We start from the raw sequence: 22692 nt of genomic DNA, 5'->3' as shown, positions 1-22692 counted from the left end.
GTAACGATCAATCTTGAGATATATAATCTTCTCAGTTATACATTTCGCCTTGATATTTTTCCATTTTGTTAAAGAACGACCTATCTACTTAGGTTGAACTGACAAAAGCCAGTGCAAAATAAACGGCTGCTTCATGGTATGATGAAGGAGGGTTTGCTTTGCGGTGACTTCTGAAGTTACCGTGGTTGTGTACATTTATTGCAATGCCTTTCGATTCGGGGGGAATCAGAAAGTGGTGGAGCCAGACGGGATCGAACCGACGACCTCCTGCGTGCAAGGCAGGCGCTCTCCCAGCTGAGCTATGGCCCCATGAACCTTTTGCGATGCAAGAGTGGTGGGTCTAGGTGGACTCGAACCACCGGCCTCACCCTTATCAGGGGTGCGCTCTAACCAACTGAGCTATAGACCCGTGTTCGGTACTAGAGCACTTGCAATAAATGCGGTCTGCCAGACTACTTGTGTGGGAACTTGTGTTCGTGTGAGTGACGTTTCTCGTAAAGGAGGTGATCCAGCCGCAGGTTCCCCTACGGCTACCTTGTTACGACTTCACCCCAGTCATCGGCCACACCGTGGCAAGCGCCCTCCTTTCGGTTAGACTACCTGCTTCTGGTGCAACAAACTCCCATGGTGTGACGGGCGGTGTGTACAAGGCCCGGGAACGTATTCACCGCGACATGCTGATTCGCGATTACTAGCGATTCCGACTTCACGGAGTCGAGTTGCAGACTCCGATCCGGACTACGGATGGCTTTCTGGGATTTGCTCCACCTCGCGGTATCGCTTCCCTCTGTACCACCCATTGTAGCACGTGTGTAGCCCTGGTCATAAGGGCCATGATGACTTGACGTCATCCCCACCTTCCTCCGGTTTGTCACCGGCAGTCTCCTTAGAGTTCCCACCTTTACGTGCTGGCAACTAGGGATAGGGGTTGCGCTCGTTGCGGGACTTAACCCAACATCTCACGACACGAGCTGACGACAGCCGTGCAGCACCTGTGTTAGTGTTCCCGAAGGCACCAAAACATTTCTGCTAAGTTCACTACATGTCAAGACCAGGTAAGGTTCTTCGCGTTGCATCGAATTAAACCACATGCTCCACCGCTTGTGCGGGCCCCCGTCAATTCCTTTGAGTTTTACTCTTGCGAGCGTACTCCCCAGGCGGTCAACTTAATACGTTAGCTCCACCACCAAACTCTAAAGCGAGCCTGACGGCTAGTTGACATCGTTTACGGCGTGGACTACCAGGGTATCTAATCCTGTTTGCTACCCACGCTTTCGTGCCTCAGCGTCAGTGTTGGTCCAGAGAGTCGCCTTCGCCACTGATGTTCCTTCCGATCTCTATGCATTTCACCGCTACACCGGAAATTCCACTCTCCTCTCCCACACTCTAGTCTACCAGTATCAGATGCAGTTCCCAGGTTGAGCCCGGGGATTTCACATCTGACTTAATAAACCGCCTACGCACGCTTTACGCCCAGTAATTCCGATTAACGCTTGCACCCTCCGTATTACCGCGGCTGCTGGCACGGAGTTAGCCGGTGCTTCTTCTGTTGGTAACGTCATTATCTTCCCAACTGAAAGTGCTTTACAACCCGCAGGCCTTCTTCACACACGCGGTATTGCTGGATCAGGCTTGCGCCCATTGTCCAATATTCCCGACTGCTGCCTCCCGTAGGAGTCCGGGCCGTGTCTCAGTCCCGATGTGGCTGGCCATCCTCTCAGACCAGCTAAAGATCGTCGCCTTGGTAAGCCTTTACCTTACCAACTAGCTAATCTTACGCGGGCTCATTAAATAGCGGCTTGCGCCTTTCCCCCGTAGGGCGTATGCGGTATTAATCCGGCTTTCGCCGGGCTGTCCCCCACTACTCAGTAGATTCCCACGTGTTACTCACCCGTCCGCCACTAAATCCGAAGATTCCGTTCGACTTGCATGTCTTAAGCATACCGCCAGCGTTCAATCTGAGCCAGGATCAAACTCTTCAGTTCAATCTTTATCGTTTGAAATTGAAGAGCAAATCCATCGAAATTACGTATAAAATATATTAACGTGAACTCAATGGTTGCTTGCTTCTTATGCCTCTCGACACAATCACAAGCCCCCACACAAGTTTTCTGGCTTCTTTTGTTAATCTGCGCACTGCTCTCTAAGCAGCGAGGGGCGAATCTTAAAGCGTTTCGATTGTCGTGTCAAGCACTTTTTCAAAACTCTTTTTCGATTCCAAAAACACAATAATTACCTAAGTCATTGATTCTGCTTTTGTTTCAGAGCGTTTCCGCCCTGAGTGAGATGCGCATTATACAGACCGCTCTGAGGCCGTCAACTGCTTTTTTACATTATACCAAGGTTATTTTAGCGAACTTACGCTTGCCCACCTGGAAGACTGCCGTGATTCCCTTTTCAATCAAAAGATTACGGTCTTCAACCTTGATGCCATCGACTTTCACGCCACCTTGTTGAATCATCCGCAACGCATCCGACGTACTGCCAATTAAGCCCGCCGCTTTCAATAATGAAGCAATTGGCATTCCCACGCCTTCGGCAATCAGGCTAATTTCGTCCATTTCATCCGGCATCGCACCTTTCTGGAAACGTGCGATAAAGTCTTCACGCGCCCCGACTGCCGCCGCCTGACTATGGAAACGCGCAATCAGCTCTTCCGCCAACAGGAATTTGAGGTCACGCGGGTTCGCTCCCTGCTCCACATCCTGCTTGAAACGCTTCAGCTCAGGCAGTGGGCGGAAACTCAATAATTCAAAGTACCGCCACATCAGCTCATCCGAAATCGACATGATCTTGCCAAACATATCGTTAGGCGCGTCAGTAATACCAATGTAGTTACCCAACGACTTAGACATTTTATTAACGCCATCCAAGCCTTCGAGCAATGGCATGGTCATCACCACCTGCTGTTCCTGCCCGTATTGACGTTGTAATTCACGCCCGACTAGCAAATTAAATTTTTGATCCGTGCCACCCAGTTCCACATCGGCCTTCATCGCCACGGAATCGTAACCTTGCACCAATGGATACAAAAACTCATGGATGGCAATTGGCTGCCCTGACTTATAGCGTTTTGTGAAATCATCGCGCTCTAACATCCGTGCCACAGTATGCTTTGCCGCCAACTGAATCAGCCCTGCACTTCCCAACTGATTCATCCACGTTGAATTAAACATAATCTCTGTTTTATCAGGATCAAGAATCTTGAAAATTTGCTCCTGATACGTCACCGCGTTTTGTTGTACTTGTTCGGCTGTCAAAGCAGGTCGCGTGGCGGATTTGCCCGTCGGATCGCCGATCATCCCGGTAAAATCACCGATCAGAAATAAAATCTGGTGTCCAGCGTCCTGAAACTGTCTCATCTTATTAATGAGCACGGTATGCCCCAGATGCAGATCAGGCGCAGTCGGATCGAAACCCGCTTTTATTCTGAGTGGCTTACCTTTTTTAAGTTTCGCCACCAATTCGGCTTCGACCAGTACCTCTTCGCAGCCACGCACCAGCTCTTGCATCAGGTCAGCAACATCATCCATTTAACATGCTCCAGAATTGACAATTCTTTAATTTTGATCTACATAGGAAAGTAAGTTTATCAGTTTTCTCAGGTGCAAGGTCAAGCAAGCCTAGAGAGTGTCAGCATTTTTGGCTGATAAGCGTGGTGAGTCAACCTCTATTGAGTTCAGGAATGATTCAGTACATACTCGCTAACCTCTGCTTCACTTGCAGGTTTCTGTATGAAAAACATACAGAAACACACCATTTGATAACAAGTATGGAGTGAAAACCCTTGTCATCGTTTACACGAAAGTCGCAACCCAAAAAAAGCTGGGACGAGACTATGAAAGGCTTTGATTTCCCCGGATGTTACATCCCTGTAGATCATAAATCCGGGTCAACAAAGACGCCTTCCAAACTGTTGGAAAGCATTTTAAAACCTGCCCCGGTCAACACCAGGGTCGCGCCACCCAAAAATAGCGCGAAGCCAAAAGTACCAGCCACACCGCGTACTCTTGCTACACCGCCCCTTTCTACGAAAAAACCGCTGCGCTACCTCGCGACTCGTTCATTGTTACTTGCCTGTGGCCTTGCTACACTGGGCAATGTACCTGTTTACTCAATGATCATCAGCACGGAAGACGGCAAAATCATTCACCTGACAGAGCCATTGCTGGATAGCACATCCCCTGCACAAATCGTTAAGGATCTGAATTTACCAGCCGTTGCGGTTGAATCTTTCTCAGGATACGCCGTCGATATTTTGCCCGATGCCACGCAAGGTAACTGGTCGGCACACACCGTAGAAACGGATGACACCCTAGAATCCATTCTAGGCAGACTCGAACTCACCAAAACGTCACAGAAACTGCTGGAAAACACCGCTATTAAGCAAGCACTCGGCAATCTGAAAGCGGATACCCGCCTCTTCACCCAAGTGGTTGATGACAGCTTACAACAGCTCATTTATGCCAAAAACAACGCGGAAGTTTACATCGTTTCCGTGACGGATGACGGCTACGTCGGCAAATGGGAAAGCAATGCATTGGAAACCCGCAATGCCAAAATCGCTTTCACGGTCAAACATTCCATACAAAAAGATGGCAAAGCCGCAGGCTTGAGCAAGTCGGTCATTCGTCAACTCAGTCAAGTATTCCAGAAAGATGTCGATTTCAAGAAAGGCATCAAAGCGGGCGATAAAATTGGCGTTATTTTTGAAGATTTCCGTTACCAAGGCGAAAGCATCTACACCGACAAAGTACTGGCAGCCGAATACGCCACCGCGAAGAAATCCTATCAGCGGGTACGTTTCACTTTGGGTGAAGGCAGAACCGACTACTTCCGCCCCGATGGTGACACTGAACTGAAACGTGCCGCCTTTGACCGCAAGCCGCTGACAGACGGACGCCTGAGTTCGGGCTTTGGAATGCGTCGCCACCCTGTTTTTGGCTTACGTAAAAACCATGCCGGTACAGATTTCGCTGCGCCCCGTGGCACACCGATTTATGCCACCGCCGACGGCAGCGTCAAATCCATTGGTCGACAAGGTGGCTACGGCAATGTCATTGAATTGAGCCATATTAACGGCATTACTACCCTGTACGGCCACATGTCAGCTTTCAAAGAAGACTTAAAATCAGGTCAAAGCGTTAAACGCGGTGATGTGATTGGGTATGTTGGCTCAACAGGAACATCCACTGGCAACCATGTGCATTACGAATTCCGCGTTAATGGTGAACCGCAAAACCCAATGGCAGTAGAACTTCCGCAAGTCGGCATTATGACAGCCGAGGAAATGCAGAGCTTTAAAAGTATCGCGACTGCAATGGTACAAGACCTTGCAGACTTGCGCAAATTGGCTTCAGCCGATCAAACAAGTCGCACACAAAACGGCGGTTGAATTCCAACAGTTGGCTTGTTGTGAGCAACAACAAGCCACGTTCGCTTACTCCGCTTCTTCAATCCACGCCATTTGAATCGCTTCTAGGATCTTTTCATTGGATTTTTCCGGGTTATCACTAAACCCATCCAATGCCTGCACCCACGCATGTAAATCGGTAAAACGAATATAACGCGGATCAACATCAGGGTGCGCGTCGTTCAATTGGATAGCAATTTCCAGTGTATCCGTCCATTTAAGTTCGTCCACTTCCCACTCCCCTTAATGATTTTCAGACACCATATTGATGGTATATTTGGGAATTTCGATCACCAGATCTTCATCGGCAACTTTTGCTTGGCAACTCAGACGTGAATCAGGGTCTACACCCCACGCTTTATCCAGATAATCTTCTTCCAGATCAGTGGCGTCTGTCAGTGAATCGAAACCTTCGCGGATGTAGACGTGGCAAGTGGTACACGCACACGATTTTTCACAAGCGTGTTCGATGGCAATGCCATGCGCCAACGCTGCATCACAAATGGTCGTCCCTGTTTCGACATCCAACACCGCACCTTCTGGGCAAATGTCTTCGTGCGGTAAAAAAATCAGTTTTGGCATGGTGTTATCCTTTGAATTCGTCAACCCGGTGGCCGGTCATCGCGGCGCGAATACTGGCATTCATACGGCGCTCTACATAGGCTTCAGCAGCTTTTTCCAACGCCTTGATTCCGGCTTCAATCGCTTGGTAATTATTGCTGGGGCGCAGTTCGGCTAATTTTGCACGGAAACCGAGAATATGCTCACGCTCGACAGCACTCAGCAATACCTCGCCATCGGCTTGTAAGGCAGCATCCAGCGCTTCGATGGCGCGGTCTGCTTCCACTTGCTGTTCCCTCAATCGCCGCGCTTCCATGTCATCGCGGGCATAGGTCATGGAATCACGCAACATGGTTTCGATTTCAGTATCGCTCAAACCGTAGGACGGCTTCACCTCGACACCCGATGTAATGCCGGTAGTTTGCTCTTGCGCGGTCACATTCAACAAACCGTCCGCATCCACTTGGAAAGTCACGCGGATACGCGCCGCCCCCGCCACCATTGGCGGAATACCGCGCAATGAAAAACGCGCCAATGAACGGCAAGCCTCGACGGTATCCCGTTCGCCTTGCAGCACATGGATAGACATCGCCGTTTGCCCATCCTTAAACGTGGTGAACTCCTGAGCACGAGCCACGGGAATGGTGGTATTGCGCGGAATCACTTTTTCCACCAAACCGCCCATGGTTTCCAGCCCCAAGGACAAGGGAATCACGTCCAGCAGCAGCATATCGGAATCGGGCTTATTGCCTGCCAATATATCGGCTTGAATCGCCGCCCCCAGCGCCACCACCCGATCAGGGTCGATATTCACCAAAGGCGGTTTACCGAAAAATTCGCTGACCTGTTCGCGCACTGCCAATACACGGGTCGAACCACCGACCATGACGACATCTTTCACCTCATCCTTGCTCAGATTCGCATCACGCAAAGTACGGCGGCACGCCATCAAGGTCTTTTTAATCAAGGGCGCAATCAAGTCATTCATCTGGCTGCGCGTGAATTCGCCCTGCCACTCGCCTAACGTCACCGCAGTGGTTTCTGCCGTCGTCAGCGCTTCTTTGGCATCACGCGCCACCACCAACGCACCGCGCAGCACGGTTTGTTCGGCACTGCCTTGCAGACCAGAAGCTTGCAACAGCCATTCCGCAATCACATGGTCAAAATCATCGCCACCGAGTGCTGAATCGCCACCCGTTGCCAATACTTCAAACACGCCTTTATGCAAGCGCAAAATCGAAATATCAAACGTACCGCCGCCCAAATCGTAAACCGCAATCACGCCTTCCGCATCCTGGTCCAAACCATAGGCAACGGCGGCAGCAGTTGGCTCATTCAACAAGCGATAAACATTTAAACCCGCCAACGTTGCAGCATCACGGGTGGCTTGACGTTGCGCATCATCAAAATACGCCGGAACGGTAATCACCACACCGGTCAAATCACCACCCAAGGTAACTTCCGCGCGTTGTTTGAGGACGCGCAAAATTTCTGCCGATACCTCTACCGAAGACACATCGCCGCCCACGGTATGAATGCGCGGCACTGTCGATTCACCACTCACAAAATGGTACGGCAAATGCCCACCAAGCTGTTTCACATCATCGACCCCGCGCCCCATCAGGCGTTTGGCAGAAGCAATGGTGTTGTAAGGGTCTTGGCTAATCGCGGCTTTGGCCGCGTACCCCACCAGCGGTGCAACATCGGCTTGATAACGCACCACGGAGGGCAACAAATGCCGCCCCTGCGCATCCGCCAGCGTATCCGCTTGCCCGCTGCGCACGGTAGCGACTAATGAATTGGTGGTTCCAAGGTCAATGCCGACTGCCAGCCGGTGCTGATGCGCGGTCGTGGACATGCCGGGTTCGGAAATTTGCAGTAATGCCATGATTAATCCTAGAAGCTTTCTTCAAGACGTTCTTCACGCTGGCGAATGTCTTCCAGCAGGCGCTCGAAAAAGCGCATTTTGAGCATAGCATCTTTGGCGTCAGGCAAGTGTTGCTGCGCCCATGCTGAGGTGAAATCGCCTTCCAAATCGTGCATGGCTTGGCGCACTTGCGTGGCTAACGCATCCAGCACTTCAAACGGCTCTTCCGCCGTTTCAGCCTCTTCAATCGCCTCACGCAATTCCATCTGCTCCATTAGGAACTCAGGGTCGGAAGAGGTATCGCGCTCATCGTTAATGACAACACCCGCCTGCACCAGCAAATAACGCGCCCGCAGACGCGGTTGCCGCAAGGTATCGTGGGCTTCATTTAACAACGACGTAATTTGCATTGCCAAGCGCCGCTCCTGATCGCTGCCGCTGGCAAACCGATCAGGATGGTATTGGGATTGCAATTCACGAAAACGCTGACTTAGCACCGCACCATCGACCTCGAATTGCGGCGGCAAACCGAACAGGGCGAAATAATCCTGTTGCAGCGCTGACATTGCCATCAGACCGTGAAGCTCTCGCCACACCCGCAACGCGCTTTTTCGTTGGGGTTGGTGAATTTGAAGCCTTCGTTCAAGCCTTCGCGGGCGTAATCGACTTCCGTGCCGTCCAGATACACCAAGGCTTTCGGGTCAACAATCACCTTGACGCCCAGACTTTCAAACACCGTGTCTTCGGCTTGAAGGTCATCCACAAACTCCATGACGTAAGCCATCCCAGAGCAACCATTGGTTTTGACACCCAAGCGCAAACCCAAGCCCTTACCACGATTGGCAATGAACTTGTTGACGCGGGCAGCAGCGGATTCAGTCAAGGTAATCATCTTATGCGCCTGCCTGTTCTAGCTGTTTCTTTTGGTAGTCTTCAATCGCGGTACGAATCGCGTCTTCTGCCAAGACCGAACAGTGGATTTTCACCGGGGGCAAATCCAATTCCGCCGCAATGTCAGTGTTCTTAATCAGCTTGGCTTCTTCCAAGGTTTTGCCTTTGACCCATTCCGTCAGCAAGCTGGAAGACGCAATCGCCGAACCGCAACCGTAGGTTTTAAACTTAGCATCTTCGATAATGCCTTGGTCGTTCACCTTGATTTGCAGCTTCATCACGTCGCCGCAAGCCGGAGCGCCGACCATGCCCGTGCCGATATTCACATCTGCCTTGTTGAAACTGCCCACGTTGCGGGGATTTTCGTAATGGTCAATGACCTTTTCACCGTATGCCATGATCTGTACCTCGTAGAAATCTTAATGCGAAACCCATTCGACCTTACTAATGTCGATGCCTTCTTGGAACATTTCCCACAATGGAGAAAGTTCACGCAGTTTTTCGACCGCTGTGCGAATACGTCCGATGGCGTAATCCACATCTTCGACAGTGCTGAATCGCCCCATCGACAAGCGTAGGGAACTGTGTGCCAATTCATCGCTACGCCCCAAAGCACGCAACACATAGCTGGGTTCGAGACTGGCGCTGGTACACGCTGAACCGGAAGACATCGCCAAATCTTTCAACGACATCATCAGACTTTCGCCTTCGACGTAGTTGAAACTGATGTTCAGAATCCCAGCAACACGGTGCTCCAAATCACCGTTCACGTACACTTCTTCAATGTCTTTTAGACCATCGTACAAGCGATTGCGCAACATCAGCACGCGGTCTCTCTCGGTATCCATCTCCAACTTAGCGATGCGGAAGGCTTCCCCCATGCCCACGATTTGGTGAGTGGGCAGTGTGCCGGAGCGCATTCCACGCTCATGACCGCCACCGTGCATTTGCGCTTCGATACGCACACGCGGCTTGCGACGTACATACAACGCACCAATGCCTTTCGGACCGTAAATCTTGTGAGCCGAAAAGCTCATCATGTCGACTTTCAGGGTTTCCATGTCAATCGGCACTTTGCCCGCGCTTTGCGACGCATCAACGTGGAAAATGGTTTGGTTGGCACGACACAATTCGCCAATCGCTGCAATGTCTTGAATCACGCCGGTTTCATTGTTTACATGCATGATGGAAACAACGATCGTGTCTTTACGCAATGCCGCTTTGAACTTATCCAGATCAATCAAACCGTTCGGTTCTGGATCAAGATAAGTGACTTCAAAACCTTCACGTTCCAATTGACGGCACGTATCCAACACCGCTTTGTGTTCGGTTTTGCAAGTAATAATGTGTTTACCGCGCCGCTCGTTGAAGTGTGCTGCACCTTTGATTGCCAGATTGTTGGCTTCGGTAGCACCGCTCGTCCAGACTATTTCTTTGGCATCCGCGTTAAGCAATGCGGCAACGTCATGGCGGGCTTGTTCCACCGCTTCTTCGGCTGCCCAACCAAACGCATGGCTTTTCGATGCTGGATTGCCGAACATGCCGGTAGGGGTCAAGTATTGCATCATTCTTTCGGCAACACGCGGGTCAACGGGAGTCGTTGCGGCGTAATCGAAGTAAATGGGCATTTTCATTTCACTCATGGGGCTCATCCTGCACTAGCATTAATGGGAATGTGAATGGATAAAATCAATACGTTTGTTGTGTTGACGCGCGGCGGTTTCTTGAACTTCCATTCTGGCTGTCATGTCAGCGAGGGTAATCTCTGACAGGAAGACGCGGATTTGGTTACTCAAGTCCATCCACAAATCGTGGGTCAAACAACGCTTATTGTCTTGGCAATCGCCTAAACCGCCGCAGCGGGTAGCATCCACGTTTTCATCGACGGCGCTGATAATGTCAGCAATCACGATGGATTCGGGTGTACCACTGAGCTGATAACCACCACCGGGGCCGCGCATACTCACTACCAGACCGGCTTTGCGCAATTTGGCAAACAGTTGTTCCAGATAGGAAAGTGATATATCCTGCCGTTCAGAAATCTCTGCCAGTGATACTGGCTGTTCTCCATTGTGCAAGGCCAAATCCAGCATGGCTGTCACTGCATAGCGACCCTTAGTCGTCAGTTTCATATTGATGCTCTCCATTCAAGCTAAATGCATCCTACCAATACCCGACAAAACTAGTCAAGTATTAAGGTTTTTTGTATCCCTTTTAGCAGAGTGCTCTCCACCACCACCCATACCACTAAAACCTTCCGTCTTTAACACCGGCAACGGCACCATTTCCAACTCCCCACCAAGACGATGCACTTCTTCGCAGAGTTTATCCATGCGTTCGTCCATGAGGTGAATGTGATCAAGCATTCGGTTGACAGCATTGGCTACCGGGTCAGGCATGTCTTGGGTCGCACCGTAAGCGTCGAACCCCATTTTTTGCGCAATTTCCTCGCGGCGTTTTTCTTGCTGTTTGCGTGGGGTCACGATACGCCCTGGAATGCCGGTGACGGTTGCACCTTCTGGCACGTCTTTCACCACCACCGCGTTAGAGCCGACTCGCGCACCGTTGGCTAACGTAATCGGGCCGAGGATTTTTGCGCCTGCGCCGACAACCACATCATTGCCCAAGGTAGGGTGACGTTTGCCTTTTTGCCAGCTCGTGCCGCCCAAGGTGACACCGTGGTAGAGGGTGCAATCGTCGCCAATTTCAGCGGTTTCACCGATGACCACGCCCATGCCGTGGTCGATGAAAAAACGCCGCCCGATGGTTGCGCCGGGGTGAATTTCCACGCCGGTAAACAAACGTGCCACATTCGACAATACCCGCGCTAACCATTTGAAGCCCCGCTGCCACAGCCAATGACTCGCGCGATGAATGAACACGGCATGTAAGCCGGGGTATGTGGTGACAATTTCAAAGACATTGCGGGCAGCAGGGTCACGGTCAAAAATGCAGTAAATATCTTCACGAATGCGCTCGAACATGCGAGTCCTCTGGGGTGGCAAATTGAGCTACTTAGTATGCCTACATCTGCGTGGTTGCGCCAATCACTGCTTGACCCAAGGCAATACCGCCGTCGTTAGGCGGTACGTGTTGATGCGTCAACACTGGCAAGCCCGCCGCTTGCAGGCGCTGACTAACACCGTTAAACAGGATGGCATTCTGGAATACGCCACCTGACAATGCGACAGCTTGAATAGTCGGGCATTCCACACACAAATGTTGTGCCAATTCGACGATTATGCGGATCAAACCTTGGTGGAATTGTGCCGCAATCGCTTCACGGCAATAGCCGGTTTGCAAATCTTTGAGCAATGCATACCACATCGGTGCGGGGTCGATTTCCCAACAACCCGCCGTATTTTTTTCCAGCGCAAACGGATACGGAGGAACGATTTTGAGTAAGCACGCGGGGGTAAGCGCTTCGAGTTCAATGGCTGCTTGCCCTTCATAGCTGATGCTGTCACGGCTGCAATCCAGTGCCGCTGCCACCGCATCAAACAATCGCCCGCAAGAACTGCTCAACGGGGAATTCAGCCCCCGTGCCACCATGGTTTCCAGCGTCGCTAACGGTTGTTGTTGCAAGTATTGAATCAGTTCCAGATCGGCAAAACAGGTGCTGACTTCTGACCAGCCGAGTGCTTGCAAATGCGCCCAGGTATTGCGCCAAGGTTGCAAAATGGCTTGCGTACCGCCGGGCATGGCAACGGGTTTGAAATGCCCTACCCGCTCATAGCCACTGTAATCGGCCAGCAAAAATTCGCCGCCCCAGAGTGTGCCATCATCACCGTAGCCTAAGCCATCCAGCACGATGCCTAGCACTTTGCCACCCTCCACCGGCCAGCCGTTTTCTGCCATGCAAGCAGCAACGTGGGCGTGATGATGTTGCACTTCGAGCAGCGGCAGGCCTTGTTCACGCGCCCATTGCTGCCCCAGTTGGGTGGAACGGTAGCCGGGGTGTTTATCCACCACAATGGCTTGCGGCTGGTGTTGGAATAGGTCGCGGTAAAGTTGCACGGTGTGGGTGTATTCGCGCCAAGTACGCGCATCTTCGAGGTCGCCTAAATGTTGCGAGAGCATGGCTTGTCCGTCGCGTAGCAGGGCGAAGGTGTTTTTGAGTTCGCCCCCCATTGCCAACAGTGGCGGGACATCCGCAAAGCCTGACGGCAAGGTGAGGGGTTCGGGCGCATAGCCACGGGCGCGGCGTAGGAGGCGCGGTTTGCCTGCAAGGATACGGGTGACGGAATCATCAACACGGTTCACGATCGGGCGATTGTGCAAGAGCAGGTAGTCGGCGATGCCCTGCATTCGCTGGCGGGTTTCACCCAACGTTATACACTGCGGTTCTTCGCTGCGGTTGGCGCTGGTCATGATCAGCGGCGTGTCCCACGTTTCGAGCAGTAGCGCGTGGAGAGGGGTGTAGGGGAGCATGAAGCCGATGGTGGGTATTTCTCCACTTACCCTGCGTTCCAACAACACAATCGGAGCGTGCCTACTTTGCAACAACACCGCTTCTGCCTCACTTACGAAACAATACTGGCGAATGATGTTTATATCCCGCGCCATCAACGCCAACGGTTTCTGATAACGGCGTTTGCGCTGGCGCAAGGTTGCCACGGCGGTTTCATTCGTTGCATCACACACCAAGTGCACGCCGCCCAAACCCATCAGCGCGATAATGTGACCTTCACGTAGCAAGCGGCTGGTTGTATCGATGCAATCACGTTCCGCAGTGGTTGGTTCAATCCCCTGCCCCGCCATATTTTCCAGCCACACCTTAGGGCCACAAGTGGGACAAGCATTCGGTTGCGCATGAAACCGCCGGTCAGCGGGATCAGTGTATTCGCGCAAACAGTCGGGACATTGCGCAAATTCCGCCATGCTGGTGTTGGCACGATCATACGGAATGGTGCGTACAATGCTCAAACGTGGCCCGCAATGCGTGCAATTGGTAAACGGATAGCGGTAACGGCGATTGCTTGCATCAAAAATATCCGCACGGCAAGCAGGACACATTGCCGCATCCGCCACAATACCCGTGTGAATATCGCCGGATTCACTGGCAATAATACGGAAATCGGGGTGTGGACAAGCGGTATCCTCGGCATCCAGTTCCGTGATGTGAATACCATCAAGCCGTGCCAACGGTGGAACGTCGGTGTGCAATTGCTGTTGGAAATTAGCCAGTGCCGATTCGCTGCCCCATGCTTCGATCAACACGCCGCTGCTGTCATTGCGCACGGTTCCAACGATGCCGCACACCTGCGCCAGCCGCCAGACATTCGGGCGAAAACCCACACCTTGTACCAAGCCAGTAATGCGAATGCAGCACGATTTCACAGAGCTTTCCTTGTAATGAAAGAGGCATTGCGAAGGTGTTAGCAAATGCGCGGTAATTGCTCTCCCGGCAGCATATCCACAATCCGTTCCCCGCCGAAAGCGGTTTGCAAGATCACATGCCCGTCGCCTTCCACCACCTCGCCGATAATGCAAGCGTGATAGCCTGCGGGAATGCGCTGCATCGCCGCCAACACCGCTTGCGCCGCCGCTGCCGGAACAACGGCAACCAGCTTGCCTTCATTTGCCAAATACAGCGGGTCTAAACCCAGAATTTCGCACATGCCGCGCACCGGGGTACGGATCGGCAAAGCCTCTTCCTTCAACACCATATCGACGTTGGAACGTTCCGCAAATTCATTCAGCACCGTCGCCAAGCCGCCACGCGTCGCATCGCGCAAGCAATGGATGTCGGGGCAAACCGCAAACATCGCCTCCACCAGCGCATTCAACGGAGCGCAATCGGATTCAATATCCGCCTCCAACGCCAAATCGCCCCGCGCATTCAGGATTGCCGCGCCATGATCACCCAACCAGCCGTTGACGATCACCACATCGCCCACTTGCGCACTGCCAGCGGAGGGGTTGAAACCTGCGGGAATTACGCCCACGCCAGCCGTATTGATAAACAGCTTATCCGCCCCGCCGCGTTGCACCACTTTGGTATCACCCGTGACGATTTGCACACCTGCCTCATCCGCCGCCAAGCGCATGGATTGCAAAATGCGGGCAAAGGTTTCCAGCGGCAAACCTTCTTCGATAATGAAACCGCAACTCAAGTACAGCGGCTTTGCGCCTCCAACCGCCAAGTCGTTGACCGTGCCATTGATGGCGAGCGTGCCGATATTGCCACCGGGAAATTCCAGCGGGGTGATGACATAAGAATCGGTGGTGAAGGCTAGGCGGTCGCCTTGCGCAACCAATTCTGCCAGCGGAATACGCGCCTGATCTTCGCCCTCTTCCAACAGCGGATTACTGAAAGTGCGGCGTATTAGGTCATCGACCAGTTGGTGCATGGCGCGTCCGCCGCTGCCGTGGGCGAGGGTGATTGTGCCGGTGAGATTCATGCAGTTTCCTTACGTTTTGCCAGTTTGCCGTAGGCGTAATACGCCGCGCACGAACCCTCCGGCGACACCATCAACGCCCCCAACGGATTCTGCGGATTACACGTCTTCGCAAACGCCGGGCATTCCCACGGTTTTATCACCCCACGCAATACATCCGCACACTTAAGGTGTTCGGGGTCATACCCAACCGCGCCCTGAGCGAAGTCGAAGGGCAAACCAAACTTCTTCTCCGCATCGTAAGCCGCATACGCCTCCCGAATCTGGATACCCGCATCGCCAATATTCCCCAAGCCGCGAAACTCGCTGTGCTCCCGCGTTTCGTAAACCTCGGCAATCGCTTTCAACCCCGCAACATTGCCCGCCTCCGGCACAATCCGCGCATACTGGTTTTCGACCTCGCAACGCCCTTCGGCAAACTGTTTCACCAGCATCCACAAGGCTTGCAACATATCGAGCGGTTCAAAGCCGGTAATCACCAACGGCTTGTGGTAATCGCGGGTCACAAAATCATAGGGGTGAGTGCCGATGACCATGCTGACGTGACCGGGTGCGAGGAAACCATCCAGCCGCAAATCGGGGTCGGTGAGGATTGCCCGCATCGTCGCAGGCGTGGTGATGTGATTACAGAACAGCGAAAAGTTTTTCAGTCCTTCGCGGTGTGCCTGCAATAAGGTCAGCGCGGTGCTAGGCATGGTAGTTTCAAACCCTAGCGCAAAAAACACCACTTCGCGCTCAGGATTTTTGCGGGCAAGCGCCAGCGCATCCATCGGCGAATACACCATGCGCACATCGCAGCCATCCGCTTTGGCTTGCAGCAGGCTTTTGCGCGTCCCCGGCACACGCATCGCATCGCCAAACGTGGTGAAAATCACGCCGGGCTGTTCCGCAATTGCTACGCAATCATCCACCCGCGCCATCGGCAACACACACACCGGGCAACCGGGGCCATGCACCATTTCAATATTGTCCGGCAACATCGACTCAATGCCGTATTTGAACAGGGTATGCGTATGCCCACCGCAGAACTCCATGATTTGCAACGGTTCCCGTTGGCTGAGCGCAGTCGAAGCCAACTTGTGGATTTCCGCCACCAATTTCTTGGCGGTCGCAGGGTCACGGAATTCGTCCATGTATTTCATGCGGAAGCCCCTACTTGCCGCATAATCTCCATCTCCGCCTGCATATCGCCCAATTCTGCCAGCAAAGCCAGCGTGCGTGCGGCATCCTCCTCATCCAACCGGCTCATCGCGAAACCTGCGTGTACCAATACCCAATCGCCGATGCAGCTTTCTGCCGGATGCTCGTCATCGACCACGCAAGTGATAATGACATCGCGTTTTACCCCGCCAATGTCTACTTTGGCGACGAGGAATTCAAGATCGACCAGTTCGGTGATTTGTCCGGGAATGCCGAGGCACATGCTACTCTCCTTGCTTAACTAAAATTGAGGTCAACCGTCAGCGGATCAGGCATCGCTTCAAACGCGCCTTGCACGTCATCTGCCGTCACACCATCCGGCAAACCCAGCTTGAGGTGGGCGTAAAACATCAGCTCGCTGGACATTGGCGCGGCGCGTTGTTCGCTTTCCAGCTCTTCGATATTGACGTTCAGCGCGGCAAGTTGACGGGTAATGTCGTGGATAATGCCGGGGCGGTCGTGTCCGAGCAGCTCCAAGGTCAGCGGCATGATATTGCGCGAGGTGACGGCATCACTGTGCGTGACCAAGATTTGCAGGCCGTCGTTTTGCAAGGCTTGCAGGGCTTGTTTGAGATTGGCGACGTGTTCTTGCGGCAGGGTGACGTGGGCAAGACCGGCGAATTGTCCGGCAAGGTGAACCATGCGGCTTTCCTGCCAGTTGCCGTGATGGGCGGTAACGGCTTCGGCAAGGGATTTGACCAGACCGGCGCGGTCAGAGCCAAGAACAGTCAGTACCAGTGAGGCTTGCATGAGAACTCCTTGTTGCGGTTGTAATGGTTGGATTGTAGCAGGTCAGTGCGTGGTACAAACCCTGCACGGGTCAAACGTTCATTTATTGGTGAACCATCTTATTTTACTGTAAAAAATACGCCATCATTGTACAATGAATCGGTACAACCTTATGAGCCTTACTAGGAGATACACAATGGAAGTCATGAGTTATTCCAACTTCCGCGAAAAACTCGCCTCGGTGCTGGATGCCATTAGCAATAATAGTACCGTTGTGAAAGTCACACGACAAAATGGCAAAGCAGCAATTGTGATGAGCCTTGAAGATTGGGAGCGCGATCAAGAAACGCTGTATGTCTTACAGAATAAATCCCTTATGCGCCAAATTGCCGAATCATTACAGACGCATCAAGCAGGCAACGGACGTTTAGCCAACAAGGATATTCTGGATGAAATCGTTGGTGTTTGAAGGCAATACGTGGGAAGCCTACGAAGCCTTGCGTACTACCGATAAGGCATTACACAAAAAACTCTGCCAAATACTCAAAGAAATGCTGCGTGGCGATCCAGCCGAGGGCATCGGTAAACCTGAGCCGTTGCGTCATGGTTTAGCGGGTTTATGGTCGCGGCGTTTATCGCAACGTGATCGGGTAATTTACCGTTTCGATGATAATGCCATTTACATTCTCGCCCTTGGTGGGCATTACGACGACCATTGATGATAAGGAATACCATGCACAAGCTGACCTCCCATGACGCTGAAACCCAAAGCCTTGATCTGGTCGCCGACAATATCGCCAAACTAACCGCGCTGTTCCCGGAAATCCTCACCGAAGGGGCGGATGGCGGCAAACGGGTGGATTTTGAAGCCTTGCGCGAGTTGTTGGGTACTGCGGTGGAGGACAAGGAAGAGCGTTACAACTTCACTTGGCATGGCAAGACGCAAGCGCAGCGGCTGGCGCAAACGCCATCCACGGGTACGTTGCGTCCATGTCCGGCTGAATCCAAGCATTGGGACAGCACCCAGAATCTGTTCATCGAAGGCGATAACCTCGAAGTGCTGAAGCTGCTGCAAAAGAGCTATCACCAGCGGGTGAAGATGATCTACATCGACCCGCCGTACAACACCGGCAAGGATTTCATCTACCCCGATAACTACCGCGACAATATCGCCAACTATCTGGAACTGACCGGGCAGACCGGGGAAGATGGGCGCAAGCTCGCCGCCAATCCCGAAACGTCGGGGCGTTACCACACCCACTGGCTGAACATGATGTACCCGCGCCTCAAACTGGCTCGCAACCTGCTGCGGGAAGACGGCGTAATCTTCATCTCCATCGACGACACCGAAGTTACCAACCTGCGCAAACTCTGCGACGAAATCTTCGGTGAAGAAAACTGTTTAGCATCTTTTGTTTGGCAAAGAAGAAAGATGGCTGATAGTCGAAATGAAAATCGAGTGTCTACCGATCATGAATACGCTATTTGTTATGGAAAAACACCAATCAGTCAATTTAAAGGTAATAATATTGATAAAACAAAATATTCAAACCCAGATAATGATCTGCGTGGAGACTGGTTCAGTGCTGATTTAACTGGTGTTGCAAATCAGTCAGAAAGGCCAAATCTTCACTACGATCTAGTTAATCCATCAACAGGTATTAAATATCCTCCCTCTCCAACAAGGGGCTGGTCATGCGCTAGAAGTACGATGTCTCAGCTAATTGCTGAAGATAAAATTCTATGGCCTAGAAGCCCCGATGGCAGGCCAAGAATGAAAAAATTCCTGAATGAGATAACCCGTGATAGAACGGGATTTTCATCTTGGTTAAGTGTCGGGCAAACTGCGGAAGGAACACGGATAATACAAGATTTGTTTGATGAAAAGATTTTTCCGTTTTCTAAGCCTATCAGCCTACTAACAACATTTATTAATCAAGCAACTGAACAGCCAGAACCCGATTTAAGTAAACCTGAAGAACCTGTAATTGTTTTGGATTTTTTTTCGGGGAGTGGAACGACGGCGCACGCGGTGATGGCGTTGAATGCAGAGGATGGCGGCAACCGCAAGTTCATCATGGTGCAGTTGCCAGAACCGACTGATAAGCCCGATTACCCCACGATTGCGGACATCGGCAAAGAGCGGATTCGCCGTGCCGGAGAAAAAATTCTCACCGATAAAGGCAGCATCATCAATCTGGACGTAGGTTTCAAAGTCTTCAAGCTGGATTCGACCAATATCAAGCCGTGGGACGTGGGGTTCGACGACCTCGAAACCAGCCTCCCGCTGTTCGCCGACAGCCTCAAGGACGACCGCAGCAACGACGACGTGCTGTATGAAATCCTGCTCAAATACGGGCTGGATTTGAGCCTGCCCATCACCACCCACACCATCGCTGGCAAAACGGTCTACAGCATCGGCATGGGCGCACTGGTCGTCTGCCTCGACAAAGCCATCACGCTCGACACCGTGGAAGGCATCGCCAAGTTGAAAGACGAACTCCAACCCGAAGACGGCATGATGCGCGTGGTATTCCGCGATTCCGGCTTTGCCGACGACGTGGTGAAGGTCAACGCCGTGCAAATCCTCAAGCAGGCGGGGATTGAAGACGTGCGGAGTGTATGACATGGAAAACTTGCCAACCAATACCGACTTGCTGGCTGAAGTCCGTCAACTGATCGAATCCGCCAAAACGCAGGCAGTCGCCGCCGTCAATGCTGAAATGACGTTGCTGTACTGGCGTATCGGGCAACGCATCAACAATGAAGTCTTGGGCGGTGAGCGGGCAGAATATGGTGAACGCCTGATTATCAATCTCTCCCAACAACTGAGCTATGAATACGGGAGAGGTTTCACCGAAAAAAACCTGCGGCGCATGATGCAATTTGCCCAGTCCTTTCCTGATGAGCAGATTGTCGCAACACTGTCGCGACAATTGAGCTGGAGTCATTTCACCCTGTTGTTGCCACTCAAACAACCGCTGCAACGCGAGTTCTACGCAGAAATGTGCCGCGTAGAACGCTGGAGTGTGCGTACCTTACGCAAACGGATTGACTCCATGTTGTACGAACGCACGGCATTATCGCGCAAGCCTGACGAACTCATTGCCCAAGAGCTGGCAACCTTGCGTGATAGCGAAAAAATATCACCTGATTTATTGCTGCGTGACCCGTATCTGCTGGATTTTTTGGGCTTACAGGACACATTTGTGGAAAGTGACCTCGAACACGCCATTATCCGTGAAATGGAGCGTTTTTTACTGGAGTTAGGTGCTGGATTTTGTTTTGTTGCACGGCAAAAACGTATCCAATTGGATGGTGACGACTTTTATCTTGACCTGCTATTTTACAACCGAAAATTGAAGCGTTTGGTGGCTATTGAGTTAAAGCTAGGTGAGTTTAAGGCCGCTTACAAAGGACAAATGGAGCTTTATTTGCGCTGGCTGGACAAGTTTGAGCGTGAGCCGGATGAAAAGTCGCCGTTAGGTATTATTTTATGTACGGGCAAAAAAGCAGAGCAAATTGAATTATTGGAATTAGACAAATCAGGTATCCATGTTGCTGAATACCTTACCGAGCTACCCGATCGTGCATTGTTAGCTGAACGCCTGCACCGCTCTATCGAACGCGCCAAAGCGCGTTTTGAAGTGAATAAAATCAGTGAGAACGTCAGTAACCGTCATCAGGGTTTGACTGACCAACAGTTGGAGGATTTGCTGGATGACTGAAGTAAATGTTATGGCAATGATACAAGGCATCCGCATCAGGAATTTCAAAAGCCTGAAAGACATCACGCTAGGCAATGTCTGCGACGGTAGCAACACCCAGCCGCTCACCCCCATCACTGCCGTCATCGGCAAAAATGGCGTGGGCAAAACCTCGCTGTTCGACGTATTCGGCTTTCTGGCGGACTGCATGAAATACGGCGTGGCGGAAGCCTGCGACGTGCGCGGTGGTTTTGACCGTGTGGTTTCGCAAGGGGAAAATGATCTCATTGAACTGACGCTGTGTTGTCTATCCGAATCAGACCCTATACCAACGCTGTTCGATTTGAAAATTGCAAAAGATAAAGATGGAAAACCCTACGTCAAATGGGAATGGTTCTACCAGTTTCTTGGATACGATGATAATAAAATAAAGTTGCGCTCATTTTTAGAAATGAGTGAGGGCGTTGGTTTTGTACATGAAGAGGATGAACAAACAGGCAAGTCTTTTATGATTCGCATGACAGATAAAGATAAACAACAACTCGCTACAGCGACTGTCACCCGATTAAAGTCATACCCGCACCTTTCCAGTTTTCGTAACTTTGTGGAAGGCTGGTATATGAGCTATTTCACGCCTGATGCAGCGCGTAATATCAATCAGAAAGGCGCACAACAGCACTTAAACCGTAGCGGTGACAACCTCAGCAACGTGGTCGAGTTCATGATGGATGAACACCCAGAACGCTTTCAGGCTGTGTTGGAACGGATTGCCAGCAAGATTCCCGGTATTGGCAAGATCAGCACCTACCGCGATTCCATCACCAGAAACCTTTACCTGATGTTTGAGGGCAAAGGCTTTGCCAAACCCTTCACCCAGTCACAAATGTCAGACGGCACATTGAAGCTATTCACCTACCTGCTGTTGCTGGAAGACCCCGAACCCGCGCCGCTGCTGTGCATCGAAGAGCCGGAAAACGGCCTGTATCACCAACTGTTGGAAACACTGGCGCAAGAAATCCGCGAACACACCAGCAATGCGCGTTCACAGGTATTCATCACCACTCACCAGCCCTATTTTGTGGACGCACTGGAGCCGGAAGAAGTCTGGATACTGGAAAAAGGCGAAGACGGTTTTTCCACCATCCGCCGCGCCAGCGATGACCCGTTAATCAATGCAATGGTGGAAGAAAGCCAGCCTTTAGGGGCATTGTGGTACAGCGGCTACTTGGATGCGAGGTAGCTGGATGCACTTTGAAATTCTGGTCGAGGGTCAGACCGAAAATACCGCGCTATCGTCTGGTATTCTGGAACAAATATTGGGTAAATACCGTGAACCCCATACATGGAAAATACATCCTCATCAGGGGATTGGTAAGCTCCCGGATGATTTGTTTGCTGCGCCCAACCCCAAAGACCGCACTTTGTTGCATAACCTGCCTGACCGCTTAAGGGGTTACAGCAAACGGCTGGCATTGGGGGATCATTCTGTCAGTGCCGTGTTGGTGTTGGTCGATCTGGATAACCGCCCGGATTGTATCGCCTTCAAACAAACCTTAGTGGACATCCTCAAGGTATGTGAACCGCCACCCAATGCTTTGTTCCGCATTGCCATTGAGGAACTGGAAGCATGGTTTTTAGGTGATGTGGCTGCTATTCGTGCCGCTTATCCTGATGCCAAATTGGATATACTCGAAAATTACCAACAGGATTCCATTTGCGGAACATGGGAATGGTTAGCGGAAGCTATACATCCCGGCGGCTTACAGGCTTTGCAAAATAAGGGTAAACGCTCACCAACCGTATCGGCACAAAAACGCCAATGGGCTGCACGCATTACTCCACATATGGATATAAACCAGAACGTCTCTCCCAGTTTCAATGCATTCAAAACAGGGCTTGAGAAATTGCTGCATGAATAAGGCT

At 51.7% G+C, this 22692-nt stretch carries 22 protein-coding genes, 2 tRNA genes and 1 rRNA gene; 7 read left to right on the top strand and 18 right to left on the bottom strand.

Annotated elements, in window-relative coordinates:
- Positions 1–233: 233 nt before the first annotated feature.
- The 4 genes from L3K52_08610 to tyrS all read right to left on the bottom strand — a co-directional run bounded on the left by L3K52_08610 (position 234) and on the right by tyrS (position 3533).
- Positions 234–309: transfer RNA gene (locus tag L3K52_08610), tRNA-Ala, on the bottom strand.
- Between the two features lie 23 nt (positions 310–332).
- Positions 333–409, bottom strand: a tRNA-Ile gene (locus L3K52_08605).
- Between the two features lie 87 nt (positions 410–496).
- A 16S ribosomal RNA gene (locus L3K52_08600) occupies positions 497–1985 on the bottom strand.
- A gap of 348 nt (positions 1986–2333) precedes the next feature.
- A complete protein-coding gene (gene tyrS, locus L3K52_08595; GenBank protein UOG93770.1) occupies positions 2334–3533 on the bottom strand; it encodes a tyrosine--tRNA ligase in 1200 nt (399 codons plus the stop codon).
- Positions 3534–4117: 584 nt separating this feature from the next.
- Here tyrS and L3K52_08590 point away from each other — a divergent pair.
- Positions 4118–5395: a M23 family metallopeptidase gene (locus tag L3K52_08590; protein ID UOG93769.1), complete on the top strand. Its 1278-nt coding sequence runs from the start codon at positions 4118–4120 to the stop codon at positions 5393–5395.
- 45 nt (positions 5396–5440) lie between these two features.
- Here L3K52_08590 and iscX read toward each other — a convergent pair whose 3' ends face one another.
- The 14 genes from iscX to L3K52_08520 are packed head-to-tail and all read right to left on the bottom strand — an operon-like array spanning position 5441 to position 17083.
- Entirely contained in the window at positions 5441–5644 is a 204-nt protein-coding gene (iscX, locus tag L3K52_08585; protein UOG93768.1) for a Fe-S cluster assembly protein IscX, read from the bottom strand.
- A 12-nt stretch (positions 5645–5656) separates the two neighbouring features.
- Complete coding sequence (gene fdx / locus L3K52_08580) at positions 5657–5995, bottom strand: ISC system 2Fe-2S type ferredoxin (GenBank protein UOG93767.1); 339 nt, start codon at positions 5993–5995, stop codon at positions 5657–5659.
- A gap of 4 nt (positions 5996–5999) precedes the next feature.
- Positions 6000–7862: a Fe-S protein assembly chaperone HscA gene (hscA, locus tag L3K52_08575; GenBank protein ID UOG93766.1), complete on the bottom strand. Its 1863-nt coding sequence runs from the start codon at positions 7860–7862 to the stop codon at positions 6000–6002.
- An 8-nt stretch (positions 7863–7870) separates the two neighbouring features.
- Entirely contained in the window at positions 7871–8413 is a 543-nt protein-coding gene (gene hscB, locus L3K52_08570) for a Fe-S protein assembly co-chaperone HscB (protein ID UOG93765.1), read from the bottom strand.
- On the bottom strand, positions 8413–8733 hold the full coding sequence (gene iscA, locus L3K52_08565; GenBank protein UOG93764.1) for an iron-sulfur cluster assembly protein IscA: 321 nt from the start codon (positions 8731–8733) through the stop codon (positions 8413–8415). The genes hscB and iscA overlap by 1 nt, the downstream gene beginning before the upstream one ends.
- A 1-nt stretch (position 8734) precedes the next feature.
- Positions 8735–9130: a Fe-S cluster assembly scaffold IscU gene (gene iscU / locus L3K52_08560; GenBank protein UOG93763.1), complete on the bottom strand. Its 396-nt coding sequence runs from the start codon at positions 9128–9130 to the stop codon at positions 8735–8737.
- A gap of 21 nt (positions 9131–9151) precedes the next feature.
- Positions 9152–10366, bottom strand: coding sequence for an IscS subfamily cysteine desulfurase (locus L3K52_08555; protein UOG93984.1), 1215 nt, complete (start codon positions 10364–10366; stop codon positions 9152–9154).
- Positions 10367–10396: 30 nt separating this feature from the next.
- Positions 10397–10864 (bottom strand): Fe-S cluster assembly transcription factor, encoded by a 468-nt coding sequence (locus L3K52_08550; GenBank protein UOG93762.1) that lies wholly within the window; start codon positions 10862–10864, stop codon positions 10397–10399.
- Positions 10865–10918: 54 nt separating this feature from the next.
- Positions 10919–11716: a serine O-acetyltransferase gene (gene cysE, locus L3K52_08545; protein UOG93761.1), complete on the bottom strand. Its 798-nt coding sequence runs from the start codon at positions 11714–11716 to the stop codon at positions 10919–10921.
- Between the two features lie 40 nt (positions 11717–11756).
- Positions 11757–14072: a carbamoyltransferase HypF gene (gene hypF, locus L3K52_08540; GenBank protein ID UOG93760.1), complete on the bottom strand. Its 2316-nt coding sequence runs from the start codon at positions 14070–14072 to the stop codon at positions 11757–11759.
- Positions 14073–14110: 38 nt separating this feature from the next.
- Entirely contained in the window at positions 14111–15136 is a 1026-nt protein-coding gene (gene hypE / locus L3K52_08535; protein ID UOG93759.1) for a hydrogenase expression/formation protein HypE, read from the bottom strand.
- Positions 15133–16275, bottom strand: a complete 1143-nt coding sequence (gene hypD, locus L3K52_08530; GenBank protein ID UOG93758.1) for a hydrogenase formation protein HypD — start codon at positions 16273–16275, stop codon at positions 15133–15135. Before hypD ends, hypE begins: the two co-directional genes overlap by 4 nt.
- Positions 16272–16556, bottom strand: a complete 285-nt coding sequence (locus tag L3K52_08525) for a HypC/HybG/HupF family hydrogenase formation chaperone (protein UOG93757.1) — start codon at positions 16554–16556, stop codon at positions 16272–16274. The genes hypD and L3K52_08525 overlap by 4 nt, the downstream gene beginning before the upstream one ends.
- A gap of 14 nt (positions 16557–16570) precedes the next feature.
- Positions 16571–17083, bottom strand: coding sequence for an ACT domain protein (locus L3K52_08520; GenBank protein UOG93756.1), 513 nt, complete (start codon positions 17081–17083; stop codon positions 16571–16573).
- A gap of 175 nt (positions 17084–17258) precedes the next feature.
- On the opposite strand from L3K52_08520, the gene L3K52_08515 reads away from it, so the two are divergent.
- Genes L3K52_08515 through L3K52_08490 form a run of 6 tightly spaced genes read left to right on the top strand, consistent with a single transcriptional unit; the run spans position 17259 to position 22688 of the window.
- A complete protein-coding gene (locus tag L3K52_08515; protein ID UOG93755.1) occupies positions 17259–17531 on the top strand; it encodes a type II toxin-antitoxin system Phd/YefM family antitoxin in 273 nt (90 codons plus the stop codon).
- Positions 17512–17781, top strand: a complete 270-nt coding sequence (locus tag L3K52_08510; protein ID UOG93754.1) for a Txe/YoeB family addiction module toxin — start codon at positions 17512–17514, stop codon at positions 17779–17781. The genes L3K52_08515 and L3K52_08510 overlap by 20 nt, the downstream gene beginning before the upstream one ends.
- Positions 17782–17795: 14 nt before the next feature.
- Positions 17796–19688 (top strand): site-specific DNA-methyltransferase, encoded by a 1893-nt coding sequence (locus L3K52_08505; GenBank protein ID UOG93753.1) that lies wholly within the window; start codon positions 17796–17798, stop codon positions 19686–19688.
- Between the two features lies 1 nt (position 19689).
- Complete coding sequence (locus tag L3K52_08500; protein UOG93752.1) at positions 19690–20790, top strand: PDDEXK nuclease domain-containing protein; 1101 nt, start codon at positions 19690–19692, stop codon at positions 20788–20790.
- Positions 20783–22009 (top strand): AAA family ATPase, encoded by a 1227-nt coding sequence (locus L3K52_08495; protein ID UOG93751.1) that lies wholly within the window; start codon positions 20783–20785, stop codon positions 22007–22009. Before L3K52_08500 ends, L3K52_08495 begins: the two co-directional genes overlap by 8 nt.
- Positions 22010–22013: 4 nt before the next feature.
- The gene (locus L3K52_08490) at positions 22014–22688 is read left to right on the top strand and encodes a DUF4276 family protein (GenBank protein ID UOG93750.1); all 675 of its coding nucleotides are present in this window, start codon (positions 22014–22016) and stop codon (positions 22686–22688) included.
- Positions 22689–22692 lie beyond the last annotated feature (4 nt).

Origin of the sequence: Candidatus Thiothrix sulfatifontis (genome assembly GCA_022828425.1) — a bacterium.
Lineage (GTDB): Bacteria > Pseudomonadota > Gammaproteobacteria > Thiotrichales > Thiotrichaceae > Thiothrix > Thiothrix sulfatifontis.
The sequence above is the reverse complement of the archived record's forward strand: the minus strand, read 5'-3'. Positions and strand labels throughout refer to the sequence as shown.

What these genes read in the sequence shown, in the direction of transcription:
- tyrS (UOG93770.1), bottom strand. Translation starts at nt 3,533, where the DNA reads ATGGATGATGTTGCTGACCTGATGCAAGAGCTGGTGCGTGGCTGCGAA.
- L3K52_08590 (UOG93769.1), top strand. Translation starts at nt 4,118, where the DNA reads ATGATCATCAGCACGGAAGACGGCAAAATCATTCACCTGACAGAGCCA.
- fdx (UOG93767.1), bottom strand. Translation starts at nt 5,995, where the DNA reads ATGCCAAAACTGATTTTTTTACCGCACGAAGACATTTGCCCAGAAGGT.
- hscA (UOG93766.1), bottom strand. Translation starts at nt 7,862, where the DNA reads ATGGCATTACTGCAAATTTCCGAACCCGGCATGTCCACGACCGCGCAT.
- hscB (UOG93765.1), bottom strand. Translation starts at nt 8,413, where the DNA reads ATGGCAATGTCAGCGCTGCAACAGGATTATTTCGCCCTGTTCGGTTTG.
- iscA (UOG93764.1), bottom strand. Translation starts at nt 8,733, where the DNA reads ATGATTACCTTGACTGAATCCGCTGCTGCCCGCGTCAACAAGTTCATT.
- iscU (UOG93763.1), bottom strand. Translation starts at nt 9,130, where the DNA reads ATGGCATACGGTGAAAAGGTCATTGACCATTACGAAAATCCCCGCAAC.
- L3K52_08555 (UOG93984.1), bottom strand. Translation starts at nt 10,366, where the DNA reads ATGAAAATGCCCATTTACTTCGATTACGCCGCAACGACTCCCGTTGAC.
- L3K52_08550 (UOG93762.1), bottom strand. Translation starts at nt 10,864, where the DNA reads ATGAAACTGACGACTAAGGGTCGCTATGCAGTGACAGCCATGCTGGAT.
- cysE (UOG93761.1), bottom strand. Translation starts at nt 11,716, where the DNA reads ATGTTCGAGCGCATTCGTGAAGATATTTACTGCATTTTTGACCGTGAC.
- hypE (UOG93759.1), bottom strand. Translation starts at nt 15,136, where the DNA reads ATGAATCTCACCGGCACAATCACCCTCGCCCACGGCAGCGGCGGACGC.
- hypD (UOG93758.1), bottom strand. Translation starts at nt 16,275, where the DNA reads ATGAAATACATGGACGAATTCCGTGACCCTGCGACCGCCAAGAAATTG.
- L3K52_08525 (UOG93757.1), bottom strand. Translation starts at nt 16,556, where the DNA reads ATGTGCCTCGGCATTCCCGGACAAATCACCGAACTGGTCGATCTTGAA.
- L3K52_08520 (UOG93756.1), bottom strand. Translation starts at nt 17,083, where the DNA reads ATGCAAGCCTCACTGGTACTGACTGTTCTTGGCTCTGACCGCGCCGGT.
- L3K52_08515 (UOG93755.1), top strand. Translation starts at nt 17,259, where the DNA reads ATGGAAGTCATGAGTTATTCCAACTTCCGCGAAAAACTCGCCTCGGTG.
- L3K52_08510 (UOG93754.1), top strand. Translation starts at nt 17,512, where the DNA reads ATGAAATCGTTGGTGTTTGAAGGCAATACGTGGGAAGCCTACGAAGCC.
- L3K52_08505 (UOG93753.1), top strand. Translation starts at nt 17,796, where the DNA reads ATGCACAAGCTGACCTCCCATGACGCTGAAACCCAAAGCCTTGATCTG.
- L3K52_08500 (UOG93752.1), top strand. Translation starts at nt 19,690, where the DNA reads ATGGAAAACTTGCCAACCAATACCGACTTGCTGGCTGAAGTCCGTCAA.
- L3K52_08495 (UOG93751.1), top strand. Translation starts at nt 20,783, where the DNA reads ATGACTGAAGTAAATGTTATGGCAATGATACAAGGCATCCGCATCAGG.
- L3K52_08490 (UOG93750.1), top strand. Translation starts at nt 22,014, where the DNA reads ATGCACTTTGAAATTCTGGTCGAGGGTCAGACCGAAAATACCGCGCTA.